This window comes from Saccharothrix xinjiangensis (assembly GCF_039527585.1).
GTDB classification, from domain to species: Bacteria; Actinomycetota; Actinomycetes; order Mycobacteriales; family Pseudonocardiaceae; genus Actinosynnema; species Actinosynnema xinjiangensis.
Genome location: NZ_BAAAKE010000002.1, coordinates 577,711 through 592,164, shown reverse-complemented (window position 1 = coordinate 592,164; position 14,454 = coordinate 577,711). Strand labels below are relative to the sequence as shown.

At 74.9% G+C, this 14,454-nt stretch carries 12 protein-coding genes; 8 read left to right on the top strand and 4 right to left on the bottom strand.

Annotated elements, in window-relative coordinates; all coding sequences use genetic code 11:
* From ABD223_RS08075 to ligA, 4 genes are read left to right on the top strand one after another with little or no spacing between them, the layout of a single operon-like run.
* A complete protein-coding gene (locus ABD223_RS08075; RefSeq protein WP_344035309.1) occupies positions 1-1,920 on the top strand; it encodes a fumarate reductase/succinate dehydrogenase flavoprotein subunit in 1,920 nt (639 codons plus the stop codon).
* The gene (locus ABD223_RS08070) at positions 1,917-2,663 is read left to right on the top strand and encodes a succinate dehydrogenase/fumarate reductase iron-sulfur subunit (RefSeq protein ID WP_344035307.1); all 747 of its coding nucleotides are present in this window, start codon (positions 1,917-1,919) and stop codon (positions 2,661-2,663) included. The genes ABD223_RS08075 and ABD223_RS08070 overlap by 4 nt, the downstream gene beginning before the upstream one ends.
* A gap of 12 nt (positions 2,664-2,675) precedes the next feature.
* Positions 2,676-3,326, top strand: a complete 651-nt coding sequence (locus tag ABD223_RS08065; RefSeq protein ID WP_344035306.1) for a hypothetical protein — start codon at positions 2,676-2,678, stop codon at positions 3,324-3,326.
* A 31-nt stretch (positions 3,327-3,357) separates the two neighbouring features.
* Positions 3,358-5,532: an NAD-dependent DNA ligase LigA gene (gene ligA / locus ABD223_RS08060; RefSeq protein WP_344035305.1), complete on the top strand. Its 2,175-nt coding sequence runs from the start codon at positions 3,358-3,360 to the stop codon at positions 5,530-5,532.
* A gap of 592 nt (positions 5,533-6,124) precedes the next feature.
* On the opposite strand, the gene ABD223_RS08055 is transcribed toward ligA, so the two are convergent.
* The gene (locus ABD223_RS08055; protein WP_344035304.1) at positions 6,125-6,547 is read right to left on the bottom strand and encodes a protein-tyrosine phosphatase family protein; all 423 of its coding nucleotides are present in this window, start codon (positions 6,545-6,547) and stop codon (positions 6,125-6,127) included.
* A gap of 127 nt (positions 6,548-6,674) precedes the next feature.
* Positions 6,675-7,922 (bottom strand): hypothetical protein, encoded by a 1,248-nt coding sequence (locus ABD223_RS08050; protein ID WP_344035303.1) that lies wholly within the window; start codon positions 7,920-7,922, stop codon positions 6,675-6,677.
* A gap of 123 nt (positions 7,923-8,045) precedes the next feature.
* On the opposite strand from ABD223_RS08050, the gene ABD223_RS08045 reads away from it, so the two are divergent.
* Positions 8,046-11,069 (top strand): AfsR/SARP family transcriptional regulator, encoded by a 3,024-nt coding sequence (locus ABD223_RS08045; protein ID WP_344035302.1) that lies wholly within the window; start codon positions 8,046-8,048, stop codon positions 11,067-11,069.
* Positions 11,070-11,171: 102 nt separating this feature from the next.
* On the opposite strand, the gene ABD223_RS08040 is transcribed toward ABD223_RS08045, so the two are convergent.
* Positions 11,172-11,921, bottom strand: coding sequence for a Calx-beta domain-containing protein (locus ABD223_RS08040; protein ID WP_344035301.1), 750 nt, complete (start codon positions 11,919-11,921; stop codon positions 11,172-11,174).
* A 149-nt stretch (positions 11,922-12,070) separates the two neighbouring features.
* On the opposite strand from ABD223_RS08040, the gene ABD223_RS08035 reads away from it, so the two are divergent.
* Positions 12,071-12,571 carry a GNAT family N-acetyltransferase gene (locus ABD223_RS08035; protein ID WP_344035300.1) on the top strand — a complete coding sequence of 167 codons (501 nt, stop codon included), beginning with the start codon at positions 12,071-12,073 and terminating at the stop codon, positions 12,569-12,571.
* On the opposite strand, the gene ABD223_RS08030 is transcribed toward ABD223_RS08035, so the two are convergent.
* Positions 12,552-12,962 (bottom strand): SWIM zinc finger family protein, encoded by a 411-nt coding sequence (locus ABD223_RS08030; RefSeq protein ID WP_344035299.1) that lies wholly within the window; start codon positions 12,960-12,962, stop codon positions 12,552-12,554. The two genes, ABD223_RS08035 and ABD223_RS08030, sit on opposite strands and share 20 nt — an antisense overlap.
* A gap of 26 nt (positions 12,963-12,988) precedes the next feature.
* Between ABD223_RS08030 and ABD223_RS08025 the strand changes: the two genes are divergently transcribed.
* Both ABD223_RS08025 and ABD223_RS08020 read left to right on the top strand, forming a co-directional pair.
* A complete protein-coding gene (locus ABD223_RS08025) occupies positions 12,989-13,696 on the top strand; it encodes a 3-keto-5-aminohexanoate cleavage protein (protein WP_344035298.1) in 708 nt (235 codons plus the stop codon).
* Between the two features lie 46 nt (positions 13,697-13,742).
* The gene (locus tag ABD223_RS08020) at positions 13,743-14,381 is read left to right on the top strand and encodes a LysE family translocator (RefSeq protein WP_344035297.1); all 639 of its coding nucleotides are present in this window, start codon (positions 13,743-13,745) and stop codon (positions 14,379-14,381) included.
* Positions 14,382-14,454 lie beyond the last annotated feature (73 nt).

The window sequence follows — 14,454 nt, the reverse complement described above, 5'->3', positions numbered from 1 at the left end:
ATGCCGGAGAACCTCTACACCGAGGGCGCGCCCCTCCACGACCACCGCGTGCCCGCGGGTCCGATCGAGCACCGCTGGGACCGCCGCCGCTTCTCCGCGCGCCTGGTCAACCCCGCGAACCGGCGCAACCGCACGGTGATCGTGGTCGGCACGGGCCTGGCCGGCGGTTCGGCCGCGGCGACGCTCGCCGAGCTGGGCTACCGCGTCACGTCGTTCTGCCACCAGGACAGCCCGCGCCGCGCCCACAGCATCGCCGCGCAGGGCGGCATCAACGCCGCCAAGAACTACCGCAACGACGGCGACAGCGTGTGGCGGCTGTTCCACGACACCGTCAAGGGCGGCGACTTCCGCTCCCGCGAGTCGAACGTGCACCGGCTCGCGCAGATCAGCGTGGAGATCATCGACCAGTGCGTGGCGCAGGGCGTGCCGTTCGCCCGCGAGTACGGCGGCCTGCTCGACACCAGGTCATTCGGCGGCGCCCAGGTCTCCCGCACCTTCTACGCCCGCGGCCAGACCGGGCAGCAGCTCCTGCTGGGCGCCTACCAGGCCCTGTCCCGCCAGGTCGCCGCCGGCCGCGTCGAGGTGCGCGCGCGCACCGAGATGCTGGACCTGGTCGTGGTCGACGGCCGGGCCCGCGGCATCGTGGCCCGCGACCTGGTGACCGGCGAGGTGTCCACGCACCTCGCGGACGCCGTCGTGCTCGCCACCGGCGGCTACGGCAACGTGTTCCACCTGTCCACCAACGCCAAGGGCTGCAACGCCACCGCGATCTGGCGGGCCCACCGCCGCGGCGCGCTGTTCGCCAACCCGTGCTTCACCCAGATCCACCCGACGTGCATCCCGGTCAGCGGCGACCACCAGTCCAAGCTCACCCTGATGAGCGAGTCGCTGCGCAACGACGGCCGCGTGTGGGTGCCGCGCGACCGGCACGACCGCCGCGCGCCCGGCGACGTCCCCGAGGCCGAGCGCGACTACTTCCTGGAACGCCTGTACCCGAGCTTCGGCAACCTCGTGCCCCGCGACATCGCCTCCCGCGCCGCGAAGAACGCCTCCGACGAGCAGCGCGGCGTGTACCTCGACTTCGCCGACGCCCTCGCCCGCCTCGGCCGCGACGCGGTGGAGCAGCGCTACGGCAACCTGTTCGAGATGTACCAGCGCATCACCGGCGACGACCCGTACCGGGAGCCCATGCGCATCTACCCGGCCGTGCACTACACCATGGGCGGCCTGTGGGTGGACTACGACCTGAGGTCCACCATCCCCGGCCTGTACGTGATCGGCGAGGCGAACTTCTCCGACCACGGCGCGAACCGGCTGGGCGCGAGCGCCCTCATGCAGGGCCTCGCGGACGGCTACTTCGTGCTGCCGGGCGTGATCGGCGACTACCTGGCCGACGCGCCCTTCGAACCCGTGACCGCCGACCACCCGGCCGTGGCCGACACGGCGTCCGAGGTCCGCGGCCGGCTCAAGACGCTGCTGGCGGTGAGGGGCGACCGCACGGTCGAGTCGTTCCACCGCGAGCTGGGCCGGCTCATGTGGGACGAGTGCGGCATGGAGCGCGACGGGACCGGCCTGCGCAAGGCCCTGGAGCGCATCCCGGAGCTGCGCGACGAGTTCTGGCAGCGGGTGCGGGTGCCCGAGGGCGCCGACCTCAACCAGGAGCTGGAGAAGGCCGGCCGCGTCGCGGACTTCCTGGAGCTGGCCGAGCTGATGTGCCTGGACGCCCTGCGCCGCGCCGAGTCCTGCGGCGGCCACTTCCGGACCGAGAGCCAGACCCCCGACGGCGACGCGCTGCGCGACGACGCCCGCTTCGCCCACGTCGCCGCCTGGGAGCACACCGGCGTGGGCCGACCGCCCGTGCTGCACCGGGAAGAACTCGTCTTCGAGCACGTCACGCCCACCACCAGGAGCTACGCGTGAAACTCACCCTGAGGATCTGGCGGCAGCACGGCCCCACCGGCCGGCTGGTCGACCACGACGTGGACGGCCTGTCGCCGGACATGTCGTTCCTGGAGGCGCTGGACGTGCTCAACGAGCGGCTGATCACCTCCGGCGGGCAACCCGTGGCGTTCGACCACGACTGCCGCGAGGGCATCTGCGGCGCGTGCGGGGTCGTCATCAACGGCGAGGCGCACGGCCCGCAGCGCGCCACCACCGCCTGCCAGCTGCACCTGCGCCACTTCCGCGACGGCGACACCATCACCGTCGAGCCGTGGCGGGCCGGGCCGTTCCCGGTGGTGCGCGACCTGGTGGTGGACCGGTCGGCGCTCGACCGCGTCGTGGCCGCGGGCGGGTACGTCGGCGTGCCGACCGGCAGCGCGCCGGACGCCCACGCCGTGCCCGTGCCCAAACCCGACGCGGACACCGCGTTCGAGGCGGCGGCCTGCATCGGCTGCGGCGCGTGCGTGGCGGCCTGCCCGAACGGGTCGGCCATGCTGTTCACCGCCGCCAAGGCCACCCACCTCGGCGTGCTGCCGCAGGGCCAACCGGAACGGTGGTCGCGGGCCCGCGACATGGTCGACGAGCACGACGCGGCCGGGTTCGGCGGGTGCACCAACACCGGCGAGTGCGCGGTCGCCTGCCCCAAGGGCATCCCGCTCACCACCATCGCCCGCCTCAACGCCGACCTGCTGCGCGCCCACACCACCCGCCGCGGCGCGTAGTTCAATGGGGCCATGAGCTGGTTCCGCCGACGCCGGGAGCCCGACCCCGCGCCCGTCCACCTGCCCAACCCGGCCGAGGCGGCGGTCGCCTTCTGGACCGCGTGGCACGACCTGCTGCCCTCGGTGAGCGCGGCGCTCGGCGACCGCGCGCCCGAACTCGTCGAGGACCGGCTCGCCGAACTCGTCGCCGACGTCCACCCCGACCTGCGCTTCTCCCTCGAACGCGGGCACCGGGCCATCTACGCGCTCGTGGTCACCGGCCAGGAGGACCCGCGGCTGCGGCCGTGGACCGACGCCTGGATCGCCGCCGCGCCCGCCGAGGACGTGATCTGGGAGTACCACGACTCGGTGCCGCCCGTGCCGGACCCGACGGAGGTGACGATCAACCTCGGCCCGCGGCGGCTGCGGCTGGCGGACGTGCGGGTGGTGGCGCAGGAGTCCGACGGCCTGGTCGACGTCGCGGTCTGGCACCCCGGGTTCGCCGAACTCGACGACGCGTCCCGGGAACGGCTGACGTTCCTCCCCCTGGACGTCACGCTGGGTGAGCGGCTGGCCGGTGAACGCCTCGGCCGGGTGGAGACCGCGGTGGTCGAACCGGAGGGCGCGATCGGCCTGCTGGAGTTCCGCGACCTCGTCCGCGGCACAGGTGAGCACCCCTCCTGAAATTGTCATACCCCCTGGCTAGGCTCACCGCGTGACCAGCAGCGACCCGTTGAACCCGGCCGAGGTTCCCGCCGAGGGCGTCGAGGACGTGCCCGCCGACGTGCGGGAGGAGCACGCCGCCCTCGCGGAGGTGGTGCGCGACCACCAGTTCCGCTACTACGTCAAGGACGCGCCCACGATCAGTGACGGCGAGTTCGACGCGCTGCTGCGCCGGCTGGAGGCGCTGGAGGAGTCGCACCCCGGCCTGGTCACGCCCGACTCGCCCACCCAGCGGGTCGGCGGCGCCTTCTCCACCGAGTTCACCGCGGTCGACCACCTGGAGCGGATGCTCAGCCTGGACAACGCGTTCTCGGCCGACGAGCTGCGCGCCTGGTTCGAGCGGGTCCACCGGGAGGTCGGCGACGGCGCCCACCTCCTGTGCGAGCTGAAGATCGACGGCCTCGCGATCAACCTGCTGTACGAGAGGGGCAGGCTGGTCCGGGCGCTCACCCGCGGTGACGGGCGCACCGGCGAGGACGTGACGCTCAACGTCCGCACGCTGCGCGACGTGCCCGAGACCCTGACCGGCACGGACGAGTACCCGGTGCCCGACCTGGTCGAGGTGCGCGGCGAGGTGTTCTTCGCCGTGGAGGACTTCCTGGAGCTCAACGCCAAGCTGGTCGAGGCGGGCAAACCGCCGTTCGCCAACCCGCGCAACACCGCCGCCGGGTCGCTGCGGCAGAAGGACCCCAAGGTCACCGCGTCGCGCAGGCTGCGCATGATCTGCCACGGCCTCGGCAAGCGCGAGGGCTTCGAGCTGACCAGGCAGTCCGAGGCGTACGAGGCGCTCAGGGCCTGGGGCCTGCCCACGTCCCCGCACACCCGGGTGCTCGGCGCGGTCGACGAGGTCGAGGCGCACGTCGCCTACTGGGGCGAGCACCGGCACGACGCCGTGCACGAGATCGACGGCGTGGTGGTCAAGGTCGACGAGGTGGCGTCGCAGCGCAGGCTGGGCAGCACCTCGCGCGCGCCGCGCTGGGCGATCGCGTTCAAGTACCCGCCGGAGGAGGCGACCACCACCCTGCTCGACATCAAGGTGCAGGTCGGCCGCACCGGCAGGGTGACCCCCTACGCGGTGATGGAGCCGGTGAAGGTGGCGGGCTCCACGGTCGCGCGGGCCACCCTGCACAACGCGAGCGAGGTCAAGCGCAAGGGCGTGCTGATCGGCGACCGCATCGTGATCCGCAAGGCGGGCGACGTGATCCCCGAGGTGCTCGGCCCGGTGGTCGACGCGCGCCCCGCCGACGCCCGCGAGTTCGAGATGCCCACGACGTGCCCGGAGTGCGGCCACCTGCTGCGCCCCATGAAGGAGGGCGACGTCGACATCCGCTGCCCCAACGCCGCCGGGTGCCCCGCCCAGCTGCGGGAACGCCTCGCCCACCTGGCGTCGCGGTCCGCGCTCGACATCGAGGTGCTGGGCTACGAGGCGGCCGCCGCCCTGGCCGAGTCGGCCGCGTACGGCGACGAGGGCGACCTGTTCGCGCTGACCGCCGACGACCTCGGTTCGGTCGACCTGTTCCGCACCAAGGAGGGCGCCCTCACCGCCAACGCGGCCAAGCTGCTGGACAACCTGGAGACGGCCAAGGGACGTCCACTGTGGAGGATCCTGGTGGCCCTCTCCATCCGCCACGTCGGCCCCACGGCGGCCCGCGCCCTGGCCCGCGAGTTCGGCTCGGTCGACCGCATCGTGACCGCCTCGGAGGAAGAGCTGGCGGCCGCCGAGGGCGTGGGCCCCACCATCGCCGCCGCCGTGCGCGAGTGGGTCGGGACGCCATGGCGGCAGGAGGTGGTCGAGAAGTGGCGCGCGGCCGGGGTGCGGGTGGCGGAGGAGCGCGACACCTCGGTGCCGAGGAAGTTGGAGGGGCTGTCGATCGTGGTGACGGGTTCGCTGGAGGGCTTCTCTCGCGACGAGGCCAAGGAGGCGATCCTCGGGCGGGGCGGGAAGGCCGTGGGGGCGGTGTCGAAGAAGACGGCGTTCGTGGTGGTGGGGGAGTCGCCGGGGTCGAAGGCCGACAAGGCGGTGCAGCTGAAGGTGCCGGTGCTGGACGAGGCGGGGTTCCGGGTGCTGCTGGAGGAAGGGGCGGAGGCGGCGACCAAGGTGGCGATCGTCCAGGAAGAGCAGGAGGTCGAGGAGGAGCCGAGCCCCGGCCCCACCGAACAAACCTGACCCACCGCCACACGATGGAGTGACAATCCGCAGCCGATGTACGAAAACGCCGTTACGGCCATCGGTTGAAGAATGAGGCCCCGACCAACCCGCCCCACATGACCACCCACCCCTCCCGCCGACTCACCTCACCTCGCTCCGCCCCACCCGCTCCGCCCCACCCGCTCCGCCCCACCCGCTCCGCCTCACCCGCTCCGCCCCACCCGCTCCGCCCCACCCGCCCCGCCCCGCCCGCTCCGCCGCCTCGCCTCGCCGCTCCGCAGCCTCGCTCCGCCCCGCCCGATCACAGACGCTGCCCGACCCGAGACACCACCCGACTCCAGCCCCATCACCTGGCCCGGTATCGACCCTCGGTCCCTGCCCCCAGCCCCGGCCCTCGGTCTCAGCCCGGCCCTGACTCGGCTCCAGCCCTTGCCCCCGGCTCTCGGTCCCAGCCCGGCTCCAGTCCTGGCTCCCGGCCCCGGCTCCCGGCCCGGCACCCGGCCCCGGTCCGCGCCCGTCCGACCCGGCATTCCCCGCCCCCGCCCCAACCCGGCCGGTCGGCCGGCGACAGGTCGCCCAGTCGACGCGCTGGGCGTTCGCGGCAGCCGGGTCAATGGGGGAAGCGCGCCACCCACCGCTTCTGCCACGGCGTCTCCACGGCCCGCCGGTGGTAGTGGGAGCGCGTCCACGCCACCGCCTCCTCCGCCGGCACGCCCGCCAGCACGGCCAGGCACGCCACGGTGGTGCCGGTGCGCCCGATCCCGCCACCGCACGCCACCTCGACCCGTTCACCGGCCAGCGCCCGCGCGTGCAGGTCCCGGATCAGCGACGTGGCCCGTTCGTGGTCGCGCGGCAGCCGGAAGTCCGGCCACTCGACCCACTCGTGCGCCCACGTGAACGAGTGGGCCCGTCGCATCCGGTTCGATCCCAGGTAGAGCCCGTAGTCGGGCGTGCCCTCCGGGGTGGGGTCGCGCAGTCCCCGACCGCGCACCGCGGCGCCGTCGGGCAGTTCGATCGCTCCGGGCAACATCATCCGCGCATCATCCCCGACACCGCTTCCGACCCGGCGCGTCGGTCACGGGCCTTCCCGTGACCGACGCGCCGGGTCGGAAGCGGGCCTTCCCGTGACCGACGCGCCGGGTCGGAGTGCGGAGCGCGGATCAGGCTTGCAGCTCCCAGAAGACGTTCACCCGGTAGCACCCGCCGTCACCGTAGAACCACAGCGACTGCTTCGGGGTGCGCAGGTTGTCCCAGCCCGGCAGCTTGTTGTTGTCGAACATGTGCTTGTAGCGGTACGGGATGGTCTTGCTCACCACGCTGGGCGTGAGCACCTCGTCCCCGAACAGCTTGACCAGCCACTTGAGGAACACGTCGACCAGCCAGGCGACCAGCTTGCCGATCAGGGTGATGATCACCTTCGCCACCGACTGCGGCAGCACGAAGCCGACGCCCTGCTCGATGGCCTTGGTGACGATGCCCTTGATCTTCTCCCAGGCCGCGCCGATCGCCTTGGCGAACCCGGAGCTGTCCTTGTCGGCCAACATGACCTTGCTGACGAACGACAGCGGCGCGGACGGGTCGGTGCCGGTCACGTCGTGGTGGGCGAACGTCAGGCCGGGCGCGGGGAAGACCACGATGTCACCGGTGTCGAAGCTGGAGCTCACCATGAACTCGTCGACCTTCTTGGCGACGCCCTTGTGGTTGACGTTGACCCCGCCCATGGCGATCTCGTCGTCCGTGCCCCAGTCGGAGGTCTCCTCCACGGCCTTCACCGAGGTGACGCGCAGCCGCACCGACTTGACCAGGGCGGTGGCGGCGGTGGTGTCGACGCCCTCCGCGGCCGCCACGTCCAGGGCGTGCTGCCCGGCCACCGCGCTCTCCGCCTCGACCTGCGCGGCCTGGGCCCGGAGGCTGCGGCCGAGCTCGTTCCAGTCGACCGGGATGGTCGCGGCGGTGAACGCGCCCTCGAAGCCGAGGCGCGCGTACTCCCGCGGCTCCACCCGGCTGTGCCGGCCGAACTCCGCCGCCCGGGTCCCCGCGTCGGCGGTCACCATGGCCTGGGCGTTGCGCGTGGCCAGGGCCTGCCGATCGGCGGGCAGCGCGCGCAGGCCCTCCCGGATGTCGGCACCCACGGTGCCCGCCGCCGGCTCGATCTCCGGGTTGGCGGCCAGCGACGCCACCAGGTAGTTGAGCGCCTGGCCGGCGTCCTGCGCCAGGGCCAGGCCCTGCGGCTGGTCCCGCAGCGACGTCGGCGCCTCCGCGGCGGGGTAGTCCATGTCCTCCGGGGTGGTCGTGCTGTCCGTGAACGCCTGGGCCGGCATCGTGGACGCGACGACCGCGGCCGCGGTCACCACCGGCAGGGCGTAGCGCCACAGCGGGTTCGAGCGAGGACGGAGGTGTGTTCTCATCGGAGTTCCCCTTCTGGTCGGCCGGTGGGTCCCGTCCACCGGACAACCACAGGTCTACGGAGGCGGGGTTGTCGGCCTGTTGTGCCGCGGTTGTGGCCCGCGGGGACCGGGGAGGGGAAGCGCGTGACCACCTCCGAGCGGTGTGAGGTGCGGGTGCTGGGCCCGGTGACCGCGCTCGGCCCGGCCGGTCCCGCCGCGCTGTCCGGCGCCCGGCAGCGGGCGGTGCTGGGGGTGCTCGCGCTGCACGCGGGCGCGGTGCTGCCCGGGAACCGCCTGGTGGACGTGCTGTGGGGCGAGGACCCGCCGCGCACCGCGCTGCGGACCCTGCACAGCCACGTCGCCCGGATCCGGCAGGCGCTGGCCGCGTGCGGCGCGGGGCCGGTGCTGCGGACCAGCGAACCGGGTTACGTGCTGGACCTGCCCGCGGCGCAGGTCGACGCCCACCGCTTCGCCGACCTGGTGGCCGCCGCCCGGCGCGACCTCGTCGGGACGCCCGACCGGGCCGCGCGCACGCTGCGCTCCGCCCTGGGGCTGTGGCGGGGCGAGCCGCTGGCGGGGGCCGGGTTGGCGGGCTGGGGCGAGCGGGAGGTCGAGCGCCTGCACGAGCTGCGGTTGTCGGCGGTCGAGGACCTGTGGGACGCCGAGATCCGCTCCGGCGGGCACGGCGCGGCCGCGCTCGAACTGCCGCGCCTGCTGGCCGAGCACCCCACCCGGGAACGCCTGGTCCGCCTGCACATGCTGGCCCTCTACCGCTGCGGCCGGCACACCGACGCCTTGGAGGTGTACGGGCGGCTGCGGCAGGACCTGGCCGAGGAGTTCGGCGTCGACCCCGGCCGCGAGCTGGTCGAGCTGCACACCGCGATCCTGCGGCGCGAACCGGTGCTGGACCCGCCTCCCGCGGCGCCGGCCCCGGCCGTGCTGCCCAGGCAGCTCCCCGCCCGGGCCGGGCACTTCACCGGTCGCGCGGCGGAGCTGGCCGCCCTGGACGGGGCGGTGGCCGCCGCGGCCGACGACCTGCCGGTGCTGGTGGTGACCGGTCCCGCCGGCATGGGCAAGACGTCGCTGGCCGTGCAGTGGGCCCACCGGGTGGTCGACCGCTTCCCCGACGGGCAGCTGTTCCTGGACCTGCGCGGACACGACCCGGAGCGCGCCGTGTCCGCCCACGACGCCTTGGCGCACTTGCTGCGCGGGCTGGACGTGCCCGAGGACCGCGTCCCCGGCGGGCCGGACGACCGGGCCGCGCTGTACCGGTCGCTGCTGCACGGCAAGCGGTGCCTGGTGCTGCTGGACAACGCGGGCAGCGCCGAGGACGTGGCACGGCTGGTGCCCGGCGGCGAGGGCAACCTGCTGCTGGTGACCAGCCGCCGGGTGATGTCCGCCTTGGCCGCCCGGCACGCCACCCGGGTCGTCGTGGTCGACGCGCTGGGCCACGACGAGGCCGTGGCGCTGCTGGGCAGCGTCGTCGGCGACGACCGGGTGGAGCGGGAGGCCGGCGCGGCGGCCGGGCTGGCGCGGCTGTGCGGCGGGATGCCGCTGGCCCTGCGCATCGCCGCGGCCCGCCTGGTCGGCCAGCCGGTGCGCCCCCTGGCCGAGTTCGCCGCCGAGCTGACCGGGGCCGACCGGCTCGACGGCCTGGCCGTCGAGGGCGATTCCCGCACCGTGCGGACCGTGCTGGCGGGGGCGTGCGCGCCGCTGGCCGAGGGCACGGCCCGGGTGTTCGACCGGCTCGGCCTGCACCCGGGCCCCACGTTCGGCCCGCACCTCGGCGCGGCCCTGTGCGGGTTGCCCCCGGACGGGGGCAGGCGCGCGGTCGCGGAGTTGGCCGCCTCGCACCTGGTGAGCGCGGTGGCCGCGGACCGCTACCGCTTCCACGACCTGATCGGGGAGTTCGCCCGCCGTCGGTTGACGGCCCGCGAACCCGGCGGCGACACCGCCGACCGCCTCGTGGACTGGTACCTGGCCGTGGTGGACGCGGCCAACCGGCTCCTCGACCCGGCCCGCGGCCTGGTGACCCCGGCCGTGGTCCACCCGCCGGCGGAGCTGCCGTTCCCCGCGCGCCAGCAGGCCGCGCTGGCGTTCCTGGAGTCCGAGCGGGGCAACCTGGTGCCGGTGGTGCGGCAGGCCAGGGCCTGGGGCCACCTCACCGCGGCCTGGCAGCTGACCTACCTGCTCACCAGCTTCTACGCCTCCGCCGGCCACTGGCAGGAGCGGGTCGAGCTGTGCCGCGAGGGCGCCGCCGCGGCGGAGGGCCTGGGCGACCGGGCCGCCGAGGTGGAGATGCTGCGGGCGCTGGGCGTGGCCTACTCCATGACCCGGAGGCTCCGCGAGGCGCTGGAGACCAACGAGCGGGCCCTGGAACTGGCCCGCGCCATCGGCGACGTGCCGGGGCAGGGGCACATCCACAACAACGTGGCCAACATCCACACCAAGCTGCGCCGCTTCGACGAGGCGGTGGCCGCCTACCACCTGGCGGTGGAGCGTTGCGCCGCCGCCGGGGACGGCCTGGGCGCGGCGCTGGTGCAGCGGAACCTGGGCAACGCCTACGTGCGGATGGGCCGCCCGGAGCCGGCCTTCGCGCCGCTGGAGGAGGCCCTGGCCCGGTGCCGCGAGCTGGGCCACCCCCGGGTCGAGGCGGCGGCCCTGGACACCCTGGGCGAGGCGTGCCTGCTGCTCGGCGACCCGGAGCGGGCGTTGGCGCACTTCGGCCGGGCGCTGGCGATCAGCCGCGACATCGGCGACCGCTGGCTGGAGTGGGAGATCCTGCTGGACACCGGTGCGGCCCACCTCGACGGTGGCGACCCCGGTCCGGCCCTGGCGTGCTTCGAGCGGGCGCTGGCCATCAGCCGCGAGGTCGGCGACCGCCACGGCGAGTCCTGCGCCCTCGCGCACCTCGGGCGTGGCCACCTGCTCTCGGGCGACCTGGCCGCGGCGGGCGAGCACCTGGACGCGGCCCTGGTCGTGCGGGCCCGGGTGCCCGACGACCACGAGGAGGCCCACCTGCACCGGGACCTGGGCGAGCTGTGGGGACGCCGCGGCGACCCGGCGGCGGCGGAACGGCACCGGCGGACCTCGGCCCGGCTCCGCGCCCGCGCGAACGCCGCGGGCGATGAGGGCGCCGAGGGCGAGGCGGGCGAGGCCGGGTCCTGACCGGCCTGCCGCAGCCGACCGCCCGCCCGGTCGGGACCGGCCGGCCGGCCGCGGCCCGCGTCAGCAGGCCCGCGTCAGCAGGCCCGCGTCAGCAGGACGGCCTCAGCGCACGGCCCCGGGGTCGGCCTCGGCGGGCGGCGCCGGTGGCACCTCGATCCGCGGCGTGCCGATCGTGCCCGCCGACGGCGCGAACAGCTCGACGAAGAAGCGCGCGCCCGGTTCCGCCGCCGCGCCCGGGAGCTCGATCCGCGCGGTCGCGGTGTCCTGCCCCACCTCGAAGGTGACCAGGCCGTCCGACCCGGGCACGTGGCGCACGCCGCCCGCGACCGCGTCCTCGACGGCGCGGAAGCGGACGGTGACCGGGGCCCTGGCGGGCGAGGTGAGGCGCAGGTCGAGGTCCAGGTGCGGCGGGTACCAGTCCATCCTGCCGCCGTGGATCTTGACGCCCGCCTCGTCGTCGAGGATCGACCCGGTGGCGACCCGGTGGCCCACGGTCACCCCGCTCTCGCTGTGCAGGGCGACCCGGAACAGCTCGTCGGGTTCCTGCACCTCGTCCGCGGCGACCCACACGACCACCGACTGCGAGCCGCCGCCGGCGATCTGGAGGACCTCGTCGACCGCGGTGTAGTCCACCGAGCCGGTCGCCCACCCCTGGCCCTGGTCGTGCAGGGTCCGGTACCCGACCGACCCCGCGCAGCCCGCCGACGCGGTCACCGTGAACTTCACGGCGGTGTCCGCGTAGCTGCCCTCGTACACCGCCGCCGCGTCGTGGACGTCGACCACGCACCCGGTGCCGGCGGCGGCCACCGCGGGCGCGAACCCCAGCACCACCGCGACCGACGCGGTTCCCACGACTGCCCGAAGCACCATCGTCCTCATCCCCCCTGCTGCCCGTTCGGATCTGTGCACAGTGGTAGTCCCCGGCTGTTGTGGTTCTGTTGTGGCGCCGGTCCGCGGGGGAGGCCGGGGACACCGCACCGGGCGAGCGGAGGGCAGGGACGATGACCGATGTCGTGGTGAGGTCCGCGCGGGAGGACGAGTGGTCGACGGTCGGGGCCGTCACGGTGGCCGCCTACCTGGCCGACCGGCACGTCGACAGCCACACCGGCGGTTACGCCGACGTGCTGGCCGACGCGCGGACCAGGGCCCGGCAGGCGGAGCTGCTGGTGGCCGTCGACGAGGGGGGCTCGGTGCTCGGCACCGTCACCATCGCCCAACCTGGCTCCCCGTACGCCGAGGTCGGCGAGGCGGGCGAGGTCGAGTTCCGGATGCTCGCGGTGAACCCGCCCGCGCGCGGGCGCGGCGTCGGCGAGGCCCTGGTGCGGGCGGCCATCGCGCGGGCGCGCGAGCTGGGCGCGCGGCGGCTGGTGATGAGCAGTTCCGAGCGCATGGCCGCGGCGCACCGCCTCTACCGGCGGCTGGGTTTCCGCCGGCTGCCCGAGCGCGACTGGCGCCCGGTGCCCGGCGTCGTCGCCCAGGCGTTCAGCCTCGAACTCCCATGACCTCGTCGTACAGCGACCGGTCCGCGCACGCGCGGTCGTAGAGCAGGGCCACCAGCGTCGCGTGGTCCAGGGACGCCAGGCGCTCGCGCAGCTCCTCGTCCTCCGCGTCCGGCGGCGGCACGGTCAGGCCCCGGTCGAGCAGCACCAGCCCGACCGCCACGCAGTGCTTGCAGAAGAAGCCCTGCGTGCCGTAAGGGCACGAGCAGGTGCCCGCCAGGTGGTTGTCCCGCCACGCCAGCGACACCCGGTACGGGTCCGCGCCGACCACGACGCCGTCCACGTGCCGGGAGCGCACCACCAGCTCCACGACGGCGTCCCGGTACGTCAGGCCGCGCCAGTACGACTTGGCGCCCGCGTGGTGCCGGAGCAGGGCCTGGGTGAGCGTCTGCATGGCGGTATCCAACACCGTGTGGTTCGGTGGGCTTCGTGCTCCAGGCCTGTCTGAACGGCGCCCGCGAGCCGGGCGGCCACCCGAACCTGCCGATCACGCCCGACCAGCTGGCCGGGGCCGCCGCGGACTGCGCCGAGCTGGGCGTGGCGTCGTTCCACCTGCACCCGCGCGACGTGCTGGGCCGGGAGGTGCTGGCGGGTCCCGAGGTGGCCACGTCGGTGGCGGTGGTGCGGGCCGCCGTGCCGCACGCGGGGATCGGCGTGACCACGGGCGCCTGGATCGTGCCGGACCCGGCGCTGCGGGCGGACCTGGTGCGCGGCTGGGCGGGCCTGGCGGCGGGCCGGCCGGACTTCGCCTCGGTCAACGTGCACGAGGACGGCTGGCTCGACACCGCGGCGGCGCTGCGCGAGGCGGGCGTCGGCGTCGAGCTGGGGGTGTTCCACGAGCGGGCCGCCCGCGTGCTGCTCGACCACGGCCTGCCCCGCGGCGTGGTGCGCGTGCTGGCCGAGGTCCAGCCGGGCGAAGGGGTGGCGCACGCCGACCTGCTGCTCGACCTGCTCGTCCCGCTCGGCGTGCCGGTCCTGCTGCACGGCGAGGACGACAGCGCGTGGCCCGTGCTCGACCACGCGGTCGCGCGGGGCCTCGACACCCGCATCGGCCTGGAGGACACCCTGCTGGACCGCTCCGGCGCGCCCGCGCCGGACAACGCGGCGCTGGTGGCCTCGGCCCGCTGAGGAAAATGCCGCCGGCCCGGCCGGTGACCGGGATTACGCTGCCGCCATGGTGACCACCGACCGGCTGCTTGCGTTCGCGGCCATGTCGTTGCTGCTGATCGTCGTGCCCGGCCCCAGCGTGCTGTTCGTGGTGGGTCGGGCGCTGGCGCAGGGCCGCCGCACCGCGCTGATCACCGTCCTGGGCAACACGCTCGGCGCGTACGCGCTGGTGGTGGCCGTGGCGCTGGGCGTCGGGCCGGTGGTGGAGCGGTCGGCCCTCGTGTTCACCGCGCTGAAGCTGGTCGGCGCGGCCTACCTGGTCCACCTGGGCGTCAAGGCGCTGCGGACGCGGGGTTCGCTGCGGGCGGCGTTCGACGGCTCCGCGCCCGCGCAGGGCGGTCTGCGCACGCTGTGGGAGGGGTTCGCGGTCGGGGTGGCGAACCCGAAGACGGTCGTGTTCTTCGCCGCCGTGCTGCCCCAGTTCGTCGACCGGGCGCAGGGGCACGTGGTGGCGCAGGTGCTGGTGCTGGGGCTGGTGTTCAACGTGATCGCGGTGCTGTGCGACAGCACGTGGGGCCTGGTGGCGGCGACCGCGCGGGACTGGTTCGCCCGCTCGCCGCGCCGGCTGGAGCTGGTGGGCGGCGTCGGCGGCGTCACCATGATCGGCCTGGGCGTGGCGGTCGCGGTGACCGGCCGCGAGGACTGACCGCCGCGCGGGCGCTCGACCGGTCCCGCAACACCGCAACCGGGCAGCGCCCCAACCGGGCAGCGCCCTCGAC

What these genes read in the sequence shown, in the direction of transcription:
- ABD223_RS08075 (WP_344035309.1), top strand. Translation starts at nt 1, where the DNA reads ATGCCGGAGAACCTCTACACCGAGGGCGCGCCCCTCCACGACCACCGC.
- ABD223_RS08065 (WP_344035306.1), top strand. Translation starts at nt 2,676, where the DNA reads ATGAGCTGGTTCCGCCGACGCCGGGAGCCCGACCCCGCGCCCGTCCAC.
- ABD223_RS08055 (WP_344035304.1), bottom strand. Translation starts at nt 6,547, where the DNA reads ATGATGTTGCCCGGAGCGATCGAACTGCCCGACGGCGCCGCGGTGCGC.
- ABD223_RS08050 (WP_344035303.1), bottom strand. Translation starts at nt 7,922, where the DNA reads ATGAGAACACACCTCCGTCCTCGCTCGAACCCGCTGTGGCGCTACGCC.
- ABD223_RS08035 (WP_344035300.1), top strand. Translation starts at nt 12,071, where the DNA reads ATGACCGATGTCGTGGTGAGGTCCGCGCGGGAGGACGAGTGGTCGACG.
- ABD223_RS08030 (WP_344035299.1), bottom strand. Translation starts at nt 12,962, where the DNA reads ATGCAGACGCTCACCCAGGCCCTGCTCCGGCACCACGCGGGCGCCAAG.
- ABD223_RS08020 (WP_344035297.1), top strand. Translation starts at nt 13,743, where the DNA reads ATGGTGACCACCGACCGGCTGCTTGCGTTCGCGGCCATGTCGTTGCTG.